The organism is Billgrantia sp. NRB1, assembly GCF_056921725.1.
The window spans coordinates 306262-323423 of the sequence record NZ_CM167783.1; the positions used below are offsets into that span (position 1 = coordinate 306262).

Genomic DNA, 17162 nt, shown 5'->3' on the forward strand with positions numbered 1-17162 from the left:
AGGAGGGTGGTCAGGCCGGAGCGGGCTCGAGCGCCTGCGGGGTAGTCTCGGCGGTATCCAGCAGGATGCGGCTGTCGCAGACATTCTCGATCAGCGCCGGGTCATGGCTCACCAGCATCACGCCGCAGTGTCGCTCGCGCGCAAGCTCCACCAGTAGCATGAGGGTCTGGCGCTGAGTGATGGGGTCCAGCCGCGATGTCGGCTCGTCGGCGAACAGGAAGCACGGCTTGAGCAGCAGCACGCGCAGGATGGCGAAGCGCTGCAGCTCGTCGCCCGAGATCTCGCCCGGGCGGCGGTCCAGCAGGCGCTCGTCGAGGCCCAGGCGCGCCATCAGCGGTGCAATGGCGCAGCGTTCGAGGCGATGACGCTGGACCAGATCGTCGAGCAGTCGGGAAAGGCGCCAGTGGGGCGAGAAGGCCGCCGGCGGGTCTTGATACAGCTTCTGGAAGCCGAACCGATGCCCCGTCGTACGCTCAACATGACCGGCATCGAGAGCCGTCACGCCCAGCAGCAGGTCCCCCAGGGTGCTCTTGCCACAGCCCGATGGCCCAACCACCCCGATGATCTCGCCGGGATGCACGCTCACCTCGAGATCGTGGAAAAGCTGGCGGCCGCCGCGAGCCTTGGTCAGGCCATGGCCGGTTACCACCGGCGCGGCCTTCGCGTTGCGGGCGAGCGGTGCCGGGGCCGGCCAGCGTGACGGCTCGGCGCTCAGCAGGCGTCGGCCATAGTCGGTTTCCGGCTGAGCAAGCACTTGCCGAGCCGGGCCGTGCTCGACCACCCTCCCCTGTCGCAGGATGATCACCTCGCCGCCCAGGCGGCGGGCCACGTCGATGTCGTGGGTGATGGTGAGCAGGGCGCCGCCGGCATTTGGAGTTCTGGCCAGCAGTTCGACCACCGCATCGCGCCGTGGGGCATCGAGCCCCTTGGTGGGCTCATCGGCGATCACGATCGGGGCGCCACCGGCACTGGCGGCGGCAAACGCCACTCGCTGCGCCATGCCGCCGGAAAGCTCGCCGGGCAACTTGCTTGCGGCGTTCTCCAGATCGAGCTCGGCAAGATCGCGCTGGGCGGCCTGGCGCGCCTGCGGGCGGCTCAGGCCGGCGACGTAGCGATGGCTCTCAGCGATCTGGGCGGACGCGCGCATGGTCGGATCGAGGGCATGCCAGGGTTCCTGAGGCAGCAGCGCCAGGCGGCGGCCCCACAGGGCGCGACGGGATCGGCCATCGGCGGCATCGAACGTCTCCCCATCGATGACGAGCCGCCCTTGGGCGGCCAGGCCCCGGGGCAGCGTGCCCATGATGGCCTGGGCGATCAGGCTCTTGCCCGAGCCGGTCTCGCCGAGCAGGGTCAGGCGGCCGCCCGCCTCTAGCGTGCAGGAGAAGGGGGCGATCGTGACGCCCTCGCCCTGGATCGTGATGCCGTCGGCTTGAAGTAAGTACGCACTCATCGGGGATCCCTCCCGGCCAGCAGGTTGAGGCTCAACACCAGCACGAACAGCACCAGGATCGGCTGGGCCATGGCCCAGGGCGCCTCGTGGTAGTAGGGCAGCAGCTCGATCATCATCAGCCCCAGTTCGGCGGTGGGCGGACGCAGGCCGACACTGACGAAGCCGAGTGCCGCCATGGCGAGGATCGCGCTGGCGGCACCGAAGGCGGCAAGCGTCAGTACCTGAGGGGCGAGTTCGGGCCACAGATGTCGACGGAACAGGTAGCAGGGGCTGAAGCCGAGCAGCCGGCTCGCCTCGAGTTGGGGGGTGGCGACCAGTATCCGGGTGCGGGCCCTGACCACGCGGAAGTATTCGATCCACAGCACCAGCGAAATGCCGACGTAGAGCGCCCAGAAGTTGCCCGGGGCGATGGCGACCAGCAGTAGCACCAGCAGCAGGCCCGGCAGGGCCAGACAGGCGTCGGCCAGGCTGCCCAGCCCGCGGTCGAGCCAGCCGCCGCGCCAGCCGGCGATCACGCCGAGAATCACTCCCGGCACGGCGGCGCTGACCACGCTGAGCAGCGCCATGCCCAGCGACAGGCGCACGGCGGCGGCCAGCCGGGCCAGCAGGCTGCGCCCTAGATGGTCGGTGCCGAGCGGCTCGGCAAGCGTCGGCAGCTGCAGGATGCGGGTGAGCTGCTGGCGCGCGGGGTCGGCGTCGAAGAGCCAGGGCACCAGCCAGGCGAAAGCGAGCAGCAGCGCCAGCAGCGTCGCGCCGAGTCGCTGGCGGCCGTTCAGGGCCGGCCAGGCCCAGCGGCGGGAGAGAGTCAGAACAGAGCCGTTCATAGGCTGCGCCTCCTGGGGTCGAGCCAGTGACAGAGCAGATCTACCACGGTATTGAGCGCGACGAACATCAGCCCCATGACCAGCGCGGTGCCTTGGATCATCGGCACGTCGCGGGCAACGATGGCGTGCACCAGGGCATGGCCGATGCCGGGCCAGGCGAACAGGGTCTCGACCACTACCACGCCCTCGATCAGGTAGACGAACTGCACGCCGAGATAGGCGATCACCGGTACCGCGGCGTTGCGCAGGCCATGGCGCAGGAAGCTGAGGCGCCCGCCCAGTCCCTTGGTGTGCGAGAAGGCGTAGTAGGCCGACTGGGAAACGTCGGCCATGGCGTTGCGTGCCACGCGGCTGGAGATGGCGGCCAGGGCCAGCGCCAGGGTCAACGCCGGCAGCACGCCGTGGGCGAAGCGGCCATGGCCGGCCGCGGGCAGCCAGCCGAGCGTGACCGAAAACATCAGGATCAGCAGCAGGCCCACGGCGAAGGGCGGCAGGGCACGCAGCACGCTGGCCGCCACTTCGCTGACGCGGTCCAGCCAGCCGCTGGGCTTGAGCCCGGCGATCAGTCCCAGCGGCGGGCCCAGCAGCAGCGAGAGCAGCACGGCCATTGCCGCCAGGCCCAGGGAGTGGCCGAGCTGGTGCCAGAGTTCATACACCACAGGCTGGCCGCTGACCAGCGAACGGCCCAGATCGAGCTGCACCAGGTCCCACAGCCAGCCGAAGTAGGCGGTCAGCGCCGGCTGGTCCAGCGCCAGCTCGGCGCGCACCGCCTCGGCGGCGCGGGCATTGACCATGTCGTGACCGTAGCGTCCGGCGGCGATGCGGTAGGCCATGTCGCCGGGCAAGGAGCGGGTCAGCACGAAGGTCAGTGTGCCCACCATCCAGGCCACCAGGCCGGCCTGAAACAGCCGCTGCAGCAGCAGGCCGCGAAGGCCTGCCGTCCAGGTTGGAGTCGTCCGTGAAGCCAGTGCCGGGGTCATTCGCTCCACCTCAGCTCATCGATGCGGTAGCTGCGCTCCAGCGGGTCGATGGAGAAGTCCTCCAGCTCGGCGTTGACCGCTGCCGTCTGCTGATACCAAGCCACGGGTACGACCGGCATGGCCTCGTTCAGGCGTCGCGCGACCTGTCCCGCCAGCTCGATGCGAGCCTCGGGATCGGCCTCCTGGCGCAGGGTGTCGAGCCAGGCCGCCACGTCGTCGTCGCGCCAGCCCATGGCGCCCCAGTCGCCGCCCATGGCCTCGGAGTCGGTGCCGAAGTCGTCGAGCAGGGTGCCCAGCGGATCGGGCACCAGGCCGTAGTTGCGTGCCATCAGGCCCAGCTCCAGGCTGCCGTCCTGGTGGCCGGAGGGAATTCCGCTGGCATTGCCCACCGCGACCTCCAGCGCCACGCCGATCTCACGCCACTGATCCTGCAGGGCGGTAGCCACCAGCGGCAGCTCGGGCCGGTCGGAGAAGGTGCGCAGGGTCAAGCGGAAGGGCTCGCCGTCGCGCTCGAGCATGCCGCTGCCGTTGGCTTTCCAGCCCAGCTCGGCGAGCAGCTCCCGGGCGCGCTCCAGGTCCTGGGCCTCGCCGGCGTCGAGGCCCAGGTGCCAGGGCCCGAGGCTGGACGGAAACAGCTCGGCGGCGGCTGCCTCGGGATTACGCAGCAGGCCGGCGGCAATGCCTTCACGATCGATGGCCTGGCTCATCGCCTGGCGGGCGCGCTCGTCTTCGAGCAACGGGTGAGAGGCATTGACCTTGAGCACGATGGTGCGCGGCAGCGGTTCGGCGTACAGCGCGAGACGGTCATGGCGCGCCAGCCGCGCGCGGCTCGCCGGGTCAAGGGTAAATACCACGTCGGCATCGCCGCTCTCGGCCATCAGCGCCCGGGTTTCGCCGCGGCCCACCGCCAGGTAGCTGGCGCGCGCGATCGCGGGCGTCTCGCCCCAGTAGTCGTCGAAGCGCTCCACATCGAGCCGCTGTGGGGGGGCCACGTTCTCCGCCCGGTAGGGGCCGGTACCGATCGCCTGGGTGACCCGCCCCTCGTCATCGAAGGCGCCCGGGGCAAGAATCAGGGTGGTGGAGTGGGCCAGCAGCGCCGGCAGCGGCGCGAAGGGGCTCTCGAGCTCGATCACCACCTCGTTGCCATCGGCCTCGATGCGGGTAATGGGGGCCGAGTCGAGGATGCCCGGCTTGGCCAGGGCGTGCTGCAGGCTGGTGGCCGCCGCCTCCGCCGTCAGCGGGCTGCCGTCGTGAAAGGTGACGTCTTCACGCAGGGCGAAGCGCCAGGTCAAACCGTCTTCGCTATCGTGCCAGGACTCGGCTAATCCCGGTGCGGGCTGGCCGTCGGCGTCGGTGTCGACCAGGGTCTCGGCGACGCGCATGCGGGCGAAGACATAGCCCGAGGTCGACGGATCGGCGCCGGTGATCTCCCAGGGAGCGACCACCGAGAGAGGGCGATCGGCTGCCGCGGATAGGGGAAGCAAGGCCAGCCCGAGTAGGAGTGGGCGAATGGAAAGCTGCATGATGGAGGTCATCCTCGGTGTATTGAGTGGGCAAGGGGTGTGTGGAGGCTGGGCGTGTCAGCCGGGGTCCAGCGCCAGCAACAGGCGGCGCTCGCCGGGTGCCGGCTGGGGGCTGCGGTGGACCAGGCCGCGCGCTTCGTTGCCGACCCAGCCACAGCCCTTGAGCAGGGCAAGATCGCCCGCCTGGAGGCGCTGGATGGCCTGGGGGGCGGCGACGATTTCCGGCTTATCCGGGTGGGGAGCGCCAAGTCCGGCGCGGTTGACGGCGTGTTCCGGCAGCCATTCGCTGGCCGGGCCGGCGTAGGTGGTCACCAGCCGCACCGGCAGGTTGTCGACGTGGAAGCGCGGGCACATGGCGCCCTCCAGGGTGCGCAGGCGCACGCCGATGGTCTCGGTGTCGAACAGGTAGGCCATGGCCGTGGCGATGTGGGCGATATCCTCGATCAGGGCGTTACCCGCCTCGGGCGCGGGGAGCGCCTTTGCCAGGTCCTCCTTCATGGCCTGGCTCGGTGCGCCGCGCCAGTGCCACTCCAAACCACCCCGGCCGGCAAGCTGGCTGCGCACGGCCAGACTCAGCGCCGGGTCGAGCCGGCGCTCCATCACGGCCAGGGTGATCGCTTCCTCGAAGATGCGTGGCAGTACCGCGATATCCTGATCGAAGGCCCAGTGTTCGAGGTGCTGTGAAGTTGAGTGGAACAGCATGCTGCCTCCCTATGAGATGTTATAACCTATCGTCTTGTCGAAGAGACTTGACTGACTGGCGTGTTGCGAAAGAGACAGGCGCCCGGGCAAAGAGGCGTGAATGTAATTGATTCGTTATAACATAACAATGATGTTGGCAGCGCGCTAGGACGCCCCCCCCTGCGCATCCCTTCGCGACACAGTGAGGCGCGGCACTTGCTGACACCCGTTCAAGCCGTTAGGTTGTTAATCAACAAGCCCCGCTGGCCGTCTCCGGTCGGCGGGGTGGTTTTTTGGCAGCCGTGGAGAGGGGGCCATGTCACCATCCTTGAAGGGTATTCTGTTCATGTGTGCCGGGGTGCTGTGCCTGGCCATTGGTGACGCCATCGCCAAGTGGCTGGGCGAGGTTCACTCCCCGCTGCAGATCATCTTCTTTCGCACCCTGGTGTCGCTGCCGCTGATTGCGCTGCTGGCCTACTACGGCGGCGGCCTGCGCAAGCTGCGCACTCGTCGCCCCGGGGTGCACCTGGTGCGAGGGCTGATCTATACCGGCACCATGGTCTGCTTCGTGCTGGGCCTGACCCTGCTGCCGCTGGCCGAGGCCACCGCCATCGCCTTCGTCGCGCCGCTGTTCGTCACCTTGCTGTCGGTGCCGCTGCTCGGCGAGAAGATCGACCGGCCGGTGCTGGCGGCTTCGCTGCTCGGCTTCGTGGGGGTGCTGATCGTGGTGCGTCCCGGCGGCGACGCCTTCCAGCTCGGCTCGCTGGTGCTGATCGGCGCGGCGTTGTTCTATGCGCTGATGATGATCACCGCGCGGCGCTACGGCGGCCGCGAGCACCTCTGGGCCATGGTCTTCTACATGACGCTGGTGCCGCTGGTGATCACCGCGGTAGCGCTGCCCTGGGTGTGGCAGACCCCCTACCCCTGGCACTGGGTGGGCTTCCTGGCGGCGGGTGTCTTCGGCGTGGGCGCCACGGGCTGCATCACCATGGCGTTTCGTTTCGCACCGGCCGCCATCGCCGCCCCCTTCGACTACACCGCCATGCTCTGGGCGGTGCTGCTGGGCTGGTGGTTCTGGGGGGAGATGCCCGATCTCTGGGTCTTTGTCGGCAGCGTGTTGATCATCGGCAGCGGCCTGGCCATCGCCTATCACGATCGCCGGACGACACTCAAACGCCGCCCGACGTCCTGATCCACGTCGGGTCAGGCGCGATTGAGCCGCCAGCGCCGCCACTGGCGTGCCACCAGGCCATGCCGGGGGCCTGCCAGCAGGGCGACCAGGAAGAGGGCGGAGGCCACCAGCACGATGGCGCCCCCCGAGGCGACATCCAGCTGCACCGAGAGCACCAGCCCCGCCACGGCGGAGATCACGCCGACGCCGACGGAGATCGCCAGCATGGCGGGGAAGCGGTCGGTGAGCAGGTGCGCCGTGGCGCCGGGAGTGATCAGCATCGCCACCACCAGGATGATGCCCACGGTCTCCAGGCTCGCCACGATGGTCAGGGTCAGCAGTAGGATCAGCCCATAGTGGATGAGGCTGGTGTTGAACCCCAGCGCCTGAGCCTGCTGGGGGTCGAAGGTGTAGAGCAGCAGCGGGCGATAGGCCAGCCAGATGACCAGCGCGGCCACCAGGCTTGCCGCCAGGGTCAGCAGCAGTGCGGTGGTCTGCACCCCCAGCACGTTGCCGAACAGAATGTGCATCAGGTGGGTGCTGGTGGCGATCTTGCTGATGATCACGATGCCCAGTGCGAAGGCGGCGGTGAACATCAGGCCCATGGCGGCATCCGCCTTGATGCGGGTATGGCGCTCCAGGGCGCCGATGCCCAGCGACGTCAGGGCGCCGGTGACGAAGGCGCCGATGAAGAACGGCCAGCCCAGCAGGTAGGCGATGGCTACGCCGGGCAGCACCGCATGGGAGATGGCGTCACCCAGCAGCGACCAGCGCTTGAGCACCACGTAGGAGGAGAGCAGTCCGCAGATCGCGCCCACCAGCACCGAGGTGAGCAGGGCGCGCTGCATGAAGCGGTACTCGAAGGGGGCCGCCAGGGAGTCGGGCAGCAGGTTGACCGCCACCATCAGCAGGCTGATCAGGGCGTCGATGACGCCGGTGGCCAGTGTCTCAAGCGGCAACGCTCACCCCTCCCCGTTCGGTCTCGGGTGTCCCCACCGCCAGGCGGGCCAGCATGGCGTCGTTGAGCATGTCGTCGGGCGAGCCCATGCCCACCAGGGTGCGATTGATCAGCAGCACGTTGTCGGCATAGCGGCGGGCGCTGGGCATGTCATGGGTCACCATGATGACGGTGCGCCCGTTGCTGCGCTCGCGCTCCAGCGTCGCGAGAATCAGCGCTTCGCTGGGGGAGTCGACACCGGCCAGCGGCTCGTCGAGGAGCAGGATCTTGGCCTGCTGGGCCAGGGCGCGGGCCAGCAGCACGCGCTTCTTCTGGCCGCCGGAGAGCTCGCCGATGGGACGGGCGGCATGCTCGGCCATGTCGACGGCTTCCAAAGCGGCCTCGACGGCCTGGCGGTGGCAGGGGTTGGCCCAGTAGCGCGGCAGCAGGCGCTGCCAAAGCGGATCCCGGCGCATCAGCCCGTAGCGGCCCGTCAGCACCGTCTCGCTCACCGAGATGGGGAAGTCCCACTCCATCGCCTCCTGCTGGGCCATGTAGGCGATGTTGCCGGTCCGACGCTGGGCGGCGGGGGGCTGGCCGAGGATCGTCAGGCTACCGCGCAGCGGCGTGAGGCTGCCGATCACCAGATTGAGCAGGCTCGATTTGCCGGCCCCGTTGGGGCCGACGATCGCCGTCCACTGCCCTTGGGGCAGCGTCAGGGTGATGTCCTCCAGCACGGGCTGCTGGTGGTAGGCCGCAGAGAGGCGGCTGGCCTGAAGCGCCGGTACGGCGTCAGTCATCGGCATCTCCCAGAGTGTCTCGCAACAGCTGAACGTTGTGGCGCAGCATGCCAGCGTAGTCGGGCGCGTCGCCATCGGGCTCGCTGAGGGAGTCGACGTACAGCGGGCCGGCGATCTCCACCTGGGTCTCGGCGGCCACGCTGCGCACATGGCGATCGGAGATCGTGCTCTCCCAGAAGATGGCGGCCGGCTGCTTCCCCTCGATCAGGTCGACGATGCGCATGATCTGGCGCGGTGACCCCTCTTCCTCGGCGTTGGTGCCCCAGATGCCGTCGTGCTCGAAACCGAAGGCATCGGCGAAATAGACAAAGGCCGCCTCGCTGGTGATCAGCAGGCGCCGCTCTTCGGGAAGGGGCGCGAGGGCCTCGGTCAGCTCGTCATACAGCGCATGAAGCGACGCCTCCAGCGCCTCGGCGCGCGCCTGGAAGGCCTCGGCGCTCTCCGGCCTGGCCTCGGCCAGGGTCTTTGCGATCACTTGTCCGTACGCCGCCGCGGCGCGTGGATCCATCCACATATGCGGATCGACGTCGCCGGCATACTCGCCGGTCACGATGGGCCGGGTGGGGTAGCCGGTCCGTTCGGCGACCGCCACCACCGGGACGCCATCGCCCACCGTGGCATCGACCTGGCCCATCCACTGCTCGAGATCGAAGCCGTTGTAGAAGACGATGTCGGCTTCCTCGATGGCGATGAAGTTGCTCGGGATCAGCTCCCATTCGTGCACTTCCGCCCCCACCGGGGTCAGCAGGCTGACCTCGGCGTCGTCGCCCGCCACCTCGCGCACCAGGTCGCCGAGCACCGAGAATGAGGCGGCCACCCTGAGCGGGGCCTGCTCGGCCTGAGCCGTGGTCGACATCGCCAGGGTCGACAGCGCGAAGGGCAGGGCGCTGAGCAGCATCAAGCCTTTGGCGGTCGGCATCGGGGCATTCTCCTCTAGTGTCTGGCAGCCTGTCGGACTTAACGCTGATCTGCTGCGAAACCCGGGCTTTCGGCCAATTTCATTCGATCTAATTCGTTAAATAGCACGCTATTCGCCTCATCAGATCGATAAACTTGTCTCGAAATCCGACACTCCCGCGACGATCGGTCAAATCCGACAGGCTGCTGGGCGTTGACTGTCAGTGTTGTCGCCTTGGTGAGCTTGTTGAGTATATAGCCAATATTTTAGCCAAGGTTAACTTGTAGGGTAGTAGGAAATTTCTATCGATGCTTGGTTGCTGCCCTATCAGGAGTTTGGCTATATTGGCGCGATGACCGACTCCTCGAACGACGTGACGCCGGATCGCCTTTCCAAGGCGGATGCCCTGCCGCCCAGCGACCAGCATGCCCAGCAGTACGCTGCCGTGCGCAACGCTCACGAAACCGAGCTTCTCGAAGACTATGTAGAGCTGATCGCCGATCTGCTCGAACATCAGGGCGAGGCGCGCTCGACCGACATCGCCGCCCGGATGGGCGTCAGTCAGGCCACGGTGTCGAAGACCGTCTCGCGGCTGAAATCACAGGGATTGGTCTCCAGCAAGCCCTACCGCTCGCTGTTCCTGACCGAGAAGGGAGAGGCGATGGCGACCATGTCGCATCAGCGGCATGCCATCGTGCTGCAGTTTCTGCGGGCGTTGGGGGTCAGCGATCGCACGGCGCGCATCGATGCCGAGGGCATGGAGCACCACGTCAGCCAGGAAACCCTGGACATCATGCAGCGCTTCACTCGTGAGCAGGAGCGCTGAGGCTCCTGACCCTCGCCCCTCGCCCCTCGCCCCTCGCCCCTCGATTCGCTATCGCTCGACGAAGAATGCCCGTGCGGCGGCTTCCGGGTCCGCCTGTCCGCAGATCGCCGAGATCACCGCCGGCCCCTGGGCGCCGGCGGCGCGCACCCGCGCGGCATGTTCGGCCTGCAGGCCGCCGATGGCCACCGCCGGCAGGGGGCTCTTCGCCACCAGGGCGGCCAGGCCCTCGAAGCCCAGCGGTACGGCGTGATCCTGCTTGGTGGCGGTGGCGAACACCGGACCCAGCCCCAGGTAGTCCAGCGGCGCGGGATCAAGGGCGGCGAGCTGGTCATGGGTTTGCACCGAGAGGCCGAGCAGGGCCTGGGGGCCCAGGGTCGCGCGGGCACGCGCCACGTCGCCGTCGTCCTGGCCGATATGCAGGCCATCGGCGCCGCTTTCCAGGGCCACCTCGAGCCGGTCGTTGATGATCAGTGGCACGCCGCTGCCCGCCAGGGCGGCCTTGAGGCGTCGCGCCTGGTCGATCAGCTCGGCGTCCGAGGCGTGCTTGTCGCGCAGCTGCACCAGCGTCACGCCGCCGCGCACCGCCGCCACCACGGTTTCCACCAGCCCAAGGCGGGCGCACAGCCGGGGGTCGGTCACCAGGTAGAGGGAAAGGTCGAGTCGCATGGGGCCTCCGCCGGTAGGATTCGTTTTATGGTTCATCGCAGACTGGCGTGAACTTGCCCTGTGGGAGGGACGGTTCGACGCCTCGACTTCAGCTCGCGAAGTAGCGCGCAGCGCTACTCATGGGGCGCCTGCGGCGCCTTCGCCCGGCAGAGCCGGCCTCCCACCATAAAACCTGCCAAACATGTTCACGCTAAAGTGCGAAGAACCCGTTTTATCCGGGGGCTCCTCGCTGGCACACCGGCGCCCCCGTCGCAGGGCGTCGATGATACGCCGTGGCCGGCAGCCAAGGGAAGGCTCAGGGGGTCGGGCGTGCCGCGCCAAGGTAGCGCTGCTGCCAGTAGGTCACGTCCAGCGGCACGCTGACCACTTCGCGGCCGCGCCCCGGGGCGTGGATCATCTGGCCGTTGCCGCGATAGATGCCCACGTGGGTGGCCTTGCGGCGATCGCCGAAGAACAGCAGGTCGCCGGGCTGCGGCGGTTCCACGGCGGGCAGCTGGCGGTACTGCTCATCGGCGGTGCGCGGGACCTGAATGCCGGCCGCGCGGTAGGCCATTTCCACCAGCCCCGAGCAATCCAGGCCCTCCGGGGTGTTGCCGCCGAAGCGGTAGGGGGTGCCTAGGGCGCGCTTGGCGGTCGACAGCGCCAGGGCGCGTTCGATGGAGAGGCCCTCCTCCTCGACCGGGGCACGATCGGCGAGATCCCGCCCGGCGCAGCCGGCCAGCAGGCCGAGCAGCGCCAGGCAGGCAACAAGACGCCAGATAGCGGATCGTTGGGGCATGCCGGGGCTCCTGGGCGGTGGGCATGCTCCTACATTAGCCGCTGCTCCGGGAATGGGGAAGCCTCAGGCGGAGCCTCGGCTTTGTCCGAAAAGTCGGCGAGCGAAGGCCAGGGCTAAGCCCGTTCCCTACGGGCCAACGCACTTCCCACATCCCTGTGGGTCGCAAGGCAAAAATCGGCGAAAAGACGGAGTTTACTGGGTGTAAATGAGTACTTTGAGCCGATTTTTAACGCCGTATGGTCGAGCGCAGACAGTTTTCGGACAGAGCCTCAGCGAAAGGCGATGCGGGTGCCGTAGGTCAACATCTCGTCGGGGGTCATGGCATGGCCCGGCACGCCGATCATCTCGTCGCCGCACTGGTCGGCCCAGGTCAGCACCCCGTGGGTCAGGCCGGTCTCCCCCAGCAGGTCGCGGATTTCGCCGGTGCCCATGAAGGTCAGGGTATGCCCCTGAGCATCGGAGAGCGTGGAGACCCCGTTGGCGTGATGCAGGCGCACGGTATAGATGCCGTCCTGGGACTCGACCTCGACGATGGGGGTAAAGCCGTTGGCCACGGCCCGGGTGAGCTGCTTGTGGGTGATATGGTCACCGATGGAGTGGTCGATGTCGGACATGGGGCGTTCTCGTCTTAGCGGGGGGGGGGTATAACCAGCGTAGAAGTCTGGAGGCGCTTTTTCCATGTCGTGGGGGCGGTTTTTCGCCATTGTCATCGGGATTGGGCGATGCTCGCCGGTATGGCTTCACATGGCGACGTGTCTGTATAGTAGTTGTACTGTTATTTTTGGCCCGGGTCCGCTTCGCCTCGGGCTGGTATTGTCAGGCAGGCATCGCCATCATCGATGTATCCCCTCACGACGCAAGGAGACCGCTATGAGCTTCAAGGGTGAGCAGTATCCCGGCGTTCAGACGCCCACCGCGGACAGCGCCGGCTTCCGGCTCAATCACACCATGCTGCGGGTCAAGGATCCAGAAAAGGCGCTGGCCTTCTACAGTCGGGTGTTTGGCATGCGGGTGCTGCGTCGGCTCGACTTCGAAGAGCTGCAGTTTTCGCTCTACTTCCTGGCCCGGCTGGAGGAGGGCGATGCGGTGCCCGAGGAGACGGGGGAGCGCACCGTCTGGACCTTCCAGCAGCGGGGTCTGCTGGAGCTGACCCACAACTGGGGCACCGAGACCCAGGACGACTTCGCCTATCACGACGGCAACTCCGAGCCCCAGGGCTTCGGGCATATCTGCTTCTCGGTGCCGGACCTGGATGCCGCCGAAGCCTGGTTCGATGCCAACGACGTGACGTTCGTTAAGCGCGCCGATCAGGGCAAGCTGAAGGACGTGGTGTTCGTCAAGGACGCCGACGGCTACTGGATCGAGGTGATCCAGGCCGACCGGCTGGCCGCCCTGGGCGACTGACCCGGGCGTCGCCGAGCATGCCCACGCCGCCCTCCTAGCCGCCAGGCAGCATGGCAGGCGTCATTTCGCCGCGACACGGCCGTGACATGGCCTGGCGCAGGGCTTCGCCCTCCAGGCCCCGCCCTAGCAGTACCTGCAGCTTGGTCACCGCGGCTTCCGGGGTCATGTCTTGGCCGGAGACGACGCCGGCGGCATTGAGGGCGGCGCCGGTGGCATAGGCGCCCTGGTGGACCCGCCCCTGGTGACACTGGGTCACATTGACCACGACCAGCCCTCGATCCGTGGCCCGCCGCAGGTCGGCCAGGAGGCGTCCCGCCAGGCTCGGTGGATTGCCGACGCCATAGGTCGCCAGCACCAGGCCCTGGAGGCAGGGCTCCTCGAGTAGCGCCTCCACCAGGCGGGATGACATGCCGGGATGACAGTGCAGCAGGCCAACGCGATCGGCCTCGAGGGCCGCCGCCGAGAAGTCCGGTACACCCTTGGCCAGGGGCGGCGTCCGGCCGAGACGCAGCTCGATGCCCGCCTCGCCGAGCCAGGGGGCGTTGGGCGAGTCGAAGGCATCCAGGCCTTGAGTCCGGCACTTGCGCGCACGGTTGCCGCGCAGCAGGCGGTCGTGAAAGGCGAGGCACACCTCGCGGGGGGCAGCCGGGTGTGTGGCCGCCTGCATGGCCAGGATGATGTTGTTGAGGGCATCGCTGCGCGGTTCGCCGAGTGGGATCTGGGACCCGGTCAAGATCACCGGTTTGTCGAGTGCACCGAGCAGGAAGGAGAGCGCCGAGGCGGTGTAGGCCATGGTATCGGTGCCATGCAGGATGACGAACCCGTCGTAGCGCTCCCAGGCCGCGCCAAGGGCGGCCACCAGCCGATTCCACGCTGCTGGATCAAGGTCGGCGCTGTCGATCAATGGCTGCAGGCTGTGCAGGTTGTAGTCCGGCAGCGCCCCAGCCGGATAGGCCGCCAGGGCCGCGCCCAGGCGTTCGTCGAAGTCGGCCGAGGGCACGTAGCCCGCCGGTGATGCCTGCATGCCCAGGGTACCGCCGGTATACAGTATCAACAGTCGTGGCACGGGGGCTCCTCCGGCATCGGGGCCAGCATGGCGTTGGGCTGCAACAGCGCATCGAGGCGCTGGGGGTCCAGCAGCCCTTCGGCGATCACCAGTTCGCGGACCGTGGCGCCGCTGTGCAGGGCCTGGCGGGCGATACGCGTGGCGTTGACGTAGCCGATGTGGGGGACCAGCGAGGTCACCACGCCGATGCTGCGCTCGACGTGCTGGGCGCAGGTCTCGCGGTTGGCTTCGATGCCGACGATGCAGCGGGTGCGCAGCATATGGCAGGCCTCGCCCAGCATGCGCATGGCATTGAGCAGGTTGTAGATGATCATCGGTTCCATGGCATTGAGCTGCAGCTGCCCCGCCTCGGCGGCCATGGTCACGGCGAGATCGCTGGCGATCACCTGGTAGACGGTCTGGTTGACCGCCTCGGGAATCACCGGGTTGATCTTGCCTGGCATGATCGAGGAGCCGGGCTGCACCGGGGGCAGGGTGATTTCCCCCAGTCCGGTACGCGGCCCGCTGGAAAGCAGGCGTAGATCGTTGCACAGCTTGCCGAGCTTGATGGCGAAGCGCTTGAGCATCCCCGACAGGAACACGAAGGCGCCCATGTCCGAGGTGGCCTCGATAAGGTGTGACGCCGGTACCAGCGGGCGCGCCGACAGCTGTGCCAGGTGCTCGACGGCCAGCGCCTGGTAGCCTGCCGGGGCGTTGAGGCCGGTGCCGATGGCGGTGCCGCCGAGGTTGATCTCGCACAGCAGCCGCTGGGCCTCGCGCAGGCGGTCGATGTCCTCGCCGAGGTTGACCGCGAAGGCCTCGAACTCCTGCCCCAGGGTCATGGGCACGGCGTCCTGCAGTTGGGTGCGCCCCATCTTGACCACGTCGGCGAAGGCCACGCTCTTGTCTTGCAGGGCATCGCGCAGCTCGCTGATGGCGGAGACCAGCGGCTCCGCGGCGAACTGCAGGCTTAGGCAGGCGGCGGTGGGGTAGGCGTCGTTGGTCGACTGGGAGCGGTTGACGTCGTCGTTGGGATGCAGGTGCTGGTAGGCCCCCTTGGGATGGCCCAGCTTGGCCAGTGCCAGGTTGGCGATGACCTCGTTGGCGTTCATGTTGGTGGAGGTGCCCGCTCCGCCCTGGATCAGGTCGACCACGAACTGGTCGTGCAGTGCGCCGTCGATGATCTCCTGGCAGGCGGCCTGGATCGCCGCGGCCTTGTGGGGCTCGAGGGTGCCCACTGCCTGGTTGGCGTTGGCGGCGGCCGACTTGACCATGGCCAGTGCCTGCACCAGCTCGGGGAAGTGGCTGATCGGAATCCCTGTGATGCGAAAGTTCTCCAGCGCGCGCTGGGTCTGGATGCCGTACCAGGCATCCGCCGGCAGGGCGCGCTCGCCCAGCAGGTCGTGTTCGATACGTGTGGTCATGGGGTCAGCGCTCTTGGGTCGGACGGCCCTGCCAGCCCCGCCAGGGGGCTGGCAGGCGACGTGAATCATTCGATGGCGGGGCTGCTCGGCGCCTTGCTGGCGTGGGCCTGCAGGCGTTCCCGATCCTCGGGCTCGAGGTCCCAGGCCTGCGGGTAGAGGTTGAGATCCGGGTGTTGGCTGGCGTCGAAGACTGGCTGACTGACGCCCTGGCGGCGCTGGTCATCGTAGTCCTTGAGGATGCGCAGCCCTTTCTTGAACAACAGGATCAACGCCACCAGGTTGGTGACCGCCAGCAGGCCCATGGTGACATCGGCGAAGCCGAACACGGTGCCCAGGTTGGTAGTGGCGCCCCAGCACACCAGCAGCACGATCGCCACGCGGAAGGCGTTGAACAGGTTCTGGTTGTCGCGGCTGAAGAAGTTGAGGCTGTTCTCGCCCAGGTAGTAGTTGTAAAGGATGGTGCTGAAGGCGAATAGCAGCAGTGCCACGCTGACGAAGGAGCGGCCCCACTCCCCGACATGGTCGGCCAGGGCCGACTGGGTCAGCGCAATACCCTCGACATTGCCGCTGGCGCCGGGGTCATAGGCACCGCTGAGCAGGATCAGGAAAGCGGTGGAAGAGCAGATGATCAGGGTATCGATAAAGACCGAGAAGGCCTGCACGATGCCCTGGTTGGCGGGATGCGGCACATAGGCCACGGCGGCAACGTTGGGAGCGCTACCCAGGCCTGCCTCATTGGAGAACAGACCGCGCTGGAGGCCTATCATGATGGCCGCCCCGATGCCGCCGCCGATGGCAGGCTCCAGGCCGAAGGCGCTGTTGACGATCAGCATCACCACCTCGGGGATGCGTTCGAGGTTCAAGCCGACCACGATCAGTGCGATCAGCAGATAGCCGACGGCCATGAAGGGCACCAGCACCTCGGAGATGCGCGCGATCCGTTTGATCCCACCGAAGATGATCAGGCCGACCAGCATCGCCAGGGCGATGCCGCTGTAGAGCACCGGCACGCCGAAGGCGTCGTTGAACGAGGTGGACACGGCGTAGGACTGCAGCGCAGTGAAGGCAAAGCCGAAGGTCAGCAGCAGTAGCACCGAATAGAAACCGGCCAACCAGCGCCAGTTGCGGCCGAGGCCCTTGACGATGTAGTAGGCCGGCCCGCCGCGATAGGTACCGTCACCCTGGGGCTGCTTGTAGGTCTGCGCCAGGGTGCATTCGAGGAAGCTCGTGGCCATGCCCATCAGGCCGACCAACCACATCCAGAAGATGGCTCCCGGGCCGCCCAGGGTGATCGCCACGGCAACGCCAGCGATATTGCCGCCGCCCACGCGGCCAGCGACGGACAGCACCAGCGCCTGGAAACTGCTGAGGTGGCCGTGCTTGTCATGGCGGAAGGCCTGGCGAGATCCCAGGATCTGGAACATGCGGCCGAAGTAGCGAAACTGGACGAAGCGTGAGGCAACGGTGAAGCCGATGCCCACGCCGACCAGCAGGATGAGAAGGATTTTGCCCCAGAGGAGCTCGTTGAGCAGGTCAAACATGAGGGGTCTCCGCTGTTGTCTTGTTGATAGCGCTCCCCGATTAAACCAGTTGATTTGATGGAAGAAATTGGGCGAAACGATGCACTGCGTCGCATTCCCGGCGCCACCGAGTGCAGCGGACCGCACCACCCGCCTGATGCATTGGGTGCTATCGCCAAAAAAAGGTTCTTCGCATTTTAGCGTGAACATGTTTGGCAGGCTCTATGGTGGGAGG

The 17162-nt window shown here is 67.4% G+C and carries 17 protein-coding genes; 3 read left to right on the top strand and 14 right to left on the bottom strand.

The genetic code is table 11. From position 1 onward, the window contains the following. Positions 1-10 precede the first annotated feature (10 nt). Genes ACZIYR_RS01365 through ACZIYR_RS01385 form a run of 5 tightly spaced genes read right to left on the bottom strand, consistent with a single transcriptional unit; the run spans position 11 to position 5479 of the window. A complete protein-coding gene (locus ACZIYR_RS01365; RefSeq protein WP_483527968.1) occupies positions 11-1450 on the bottom strand; it encodes an ABC transporter ATP-binding protein in 1440 nt (479 codons plus the stop codon). Continuing rightward, positions 1447-2274 (bottom strand): ABC transporter permease, encoded by an 828-nt coding sequence (locus ACZIYR_RS01370; protein WP_483527969.1) that lies wholly within the window; start codon positions 2272-2274, stop codon positions 1447-1449. Before ACZIYR_RS01370 ends, ACZIYR_RS01365 begins: the two co-directional genes overlap by 4 nt. After that, positions 2271-3254: an ABC transporter permease gene (locus ACZIYR_RS01375; RefSeq protein WP_483527970.1), complete on the bottom strand. Its 984-nt coding sequence runs from the start codon at positions 3252-3254 to the stop codon at positions 2271-2273. Before ACZIYR_RS01375 ends, ACZIYR_RS01370 begins: the two co-directional genes overlap by 4 nt. Further along, positions 3251-4777 carry an ABC transporter substrate-binding protein gene (locus ACZIYR_RS01380; protein WP_483527971.1) on the bottom strand — a complete coding sequence of 509 codons (1527 nt, stop codon included), beginning with the start codon at positions 4775-4777 and terminating at the stop codon, positions 3251-3253. Before ACZIYR_RS01380 ends, ACZIYR_RS01375 begins: the two co-directional genes overlap by 4 nt. A 57-nt stretch (positions 4778-4834) precedes the next feature. After that, the gene (locus ACZIYR_RS01385) at positions 4835-5479 is read right to left on the bottom strand and encodes a DUF1826 domain-containing protein (RefSeq protein ID WP_483527972.1); all 645 of its coding nucleotides are present in this window, start codon (positions 5477-5479) and stop codon (positions 4835-4837) included. Positions 5480-5774: 295 nt separating this feature from the next. Between ACZIYR_RS01385 and ACZIYR_RS01390 the strand changes: the two genes are divergently transcribed. Beyond that, positions 5775-6650, top strand: a complete 876-nt coding sequence (locus ACZIYR_RS01390) for a DMT family transporter (RefSeq protein WP_473032104.1) — start codon at positions 5775-5777, stop codon at positions 6648-6650. A gap of 11 nt (positions 6651-6661) precedes the next feature. Here the strand turns inward: ACZIYR_RS01390 and ACZIYR_RS01395 are convergent, their stop codons facing one another. The 3 genes from ACZIYR_RS01395 to ACZIYR_RS01405 are packed head-to-tail and all read right to left on the bottom strand — an operon-like array spanning position 6662 to position 9285. Beyond that, complete coding sequence (locus ACZIYR_RS01395; protein ID WP_473034965.1) at positions 6662-7534, bottom strand: metal ABC transporter permease; 873 nt, start codon at positions 7532-7534, stop codon at positions 6662-6664. A gap of 43 nt (positions 7535-7577) precedes the next feature. Continuing rightward, positions 7578-8366, bottom strand: a complete 789-nt coding sequence (locus ACZIYR_RS01400) for a metal ABC transporter ATP-binding protein (RefSeq protein ID WP_483527973.1) — start codon at positions 8364-8366, stop codon at positions 7578-7580. Next, a complete protein-coding gene (locus ACZIYR_RS01405) occupies positions 8359-9285 on the bottom strand; it encodes a metal ABC transporter solute-binding protein, Zn/Mn family (RefSeq protein ID WP_483527974.1) in 927 nt (308 codons plus the stop codon). The genes ACZIYR_RS01400 and ACZIYR_RS01405 overlap by 8 nt, the downstream gene beginning before the upstream one ends. A 331-nt stretch (positions 9286-9616) precedes the next feature. Between ACZIYR_RS01405 and mntR the strand changes: the two genes are divergently transcribed. Further along, positions 9617-10090 carry a manganese-binding transcriptional regulator MntR gene (gene mntR, locus ACZIYR_RS01410; protein WP_483527975.1) on the top strand — a complete coding sequence of 158 codons (474 nt, stop codon included), beginning with the start codon at positions 9617-9619 and terminating at the stop codon, positions 10088-10090. A 48-nt stretch (positions 10091-10138) separates the two neighbouring features. Here mntR and thiE read toward each other — a convergent pair whose 3' ends face one another. The 3 genes from thiE to ACZIYR_RS01425 all read right to left on the bottom strand — a co-directional run bounded on the left by thiE (position 10139) and on the right by ACZIYR_RS01425 (position 12148). Further along, a complete protein-coding gene (gene thiE / locus ACZIYR_RS01415) occupies positions 10139-10756 on the bottom strand; it encodes a thiamine phosphate synthase (protein WP_483527976.1) in 618 nt (205 codons plus the stop codon). Positions 10757-11051: 295 nt separating this feature from the next. Further along, a complete protein-coding gene (locus tag ACZIYR_RS01420; RefSeq protein WP_483527977.1) occupies positions 11052-11534 on the bottom strand; it encodes a C40 family peptidase in 483 nt (160 codons plus the stop codon). 269 nt (positions 11535-11803) lie between these two features. Continuing rightward, the gene (locus ACZIYR_RS01425; RefSeq protein WP_483527978.1) at positions 11804-12148 is read right to left on the bottom strand and encodes a hypothetical protein; all 345 of its coding nucleotides are present in this window, start codon (positions 12146-12148) and stop codon (positions 11804-11806) included. Between the two features lie 256 nt (positions 12149-12404). On the opposite strand from ACZIYR_RS01425, the gene gloA reads away from it, so the two are divergent. Beyond that, positions 12405-12938 carry a lactoylglutathione lyase gene (gene gloA, locus ACZIYR_RS01430; RefSeq protein ID WP_483527979.1) on the top strand — a complete coding sequence of 178 codons (534 nt, stop codon included), beginning with the start codon at positions 12405-12407 and terminating at the stop codon, positions 12936-12938. A gap of 34 nt (positions 12939-12972) precedes the next feature. Here gloA and ACZIYR_RS01435 read toward each other — a convergent pair whose 3' ends face one another. The 3 genes from ACZIYR_RS01435 to ACZIYR_RS01445 all read right to left on the bottom strand — a co-directional run bounded on the left by ACZIYR_RS01435 (position 12973) and on the right by ACZIYR_RS01445 (position 16948). Further along, entirely contained in the window at positions 12973-14004 is a 1032-nt protein-coding gene (locus ACZIYR_RS01435; protein WP_483527980.1) for a type I asparaginase, read from the bottom strand. Beyond that, entirely contained in the window at positions 13989-15407 is a 1419-nt protein-coding gene (locus tag ACZIYR_RS01440) for an aspartate ammonia-lyase (RefSeq protein ID WP_473032113.1), read from the bottom strand. The genes ACZIYR_RS01435 and ACZIYR_RS01440 overlap by 16 nt, the downstream gene beginning before the upstream one ends. 65 nt (positions 15408-15472) lie before the next feature. Continuing rightward, complete coding sequence (locus tag ACZIYR_RS01445; RefSeq protein WP_483527981.1) at positions 15473-16948, bottom strand: alanine/glycine:cation symporter family protein; 1476 nt, start codon at positions 16946-16948, stop codon at positions 15473-15475. Between the last annotated feature and the right edge of the window lie 214 nt (positions 16949-17162).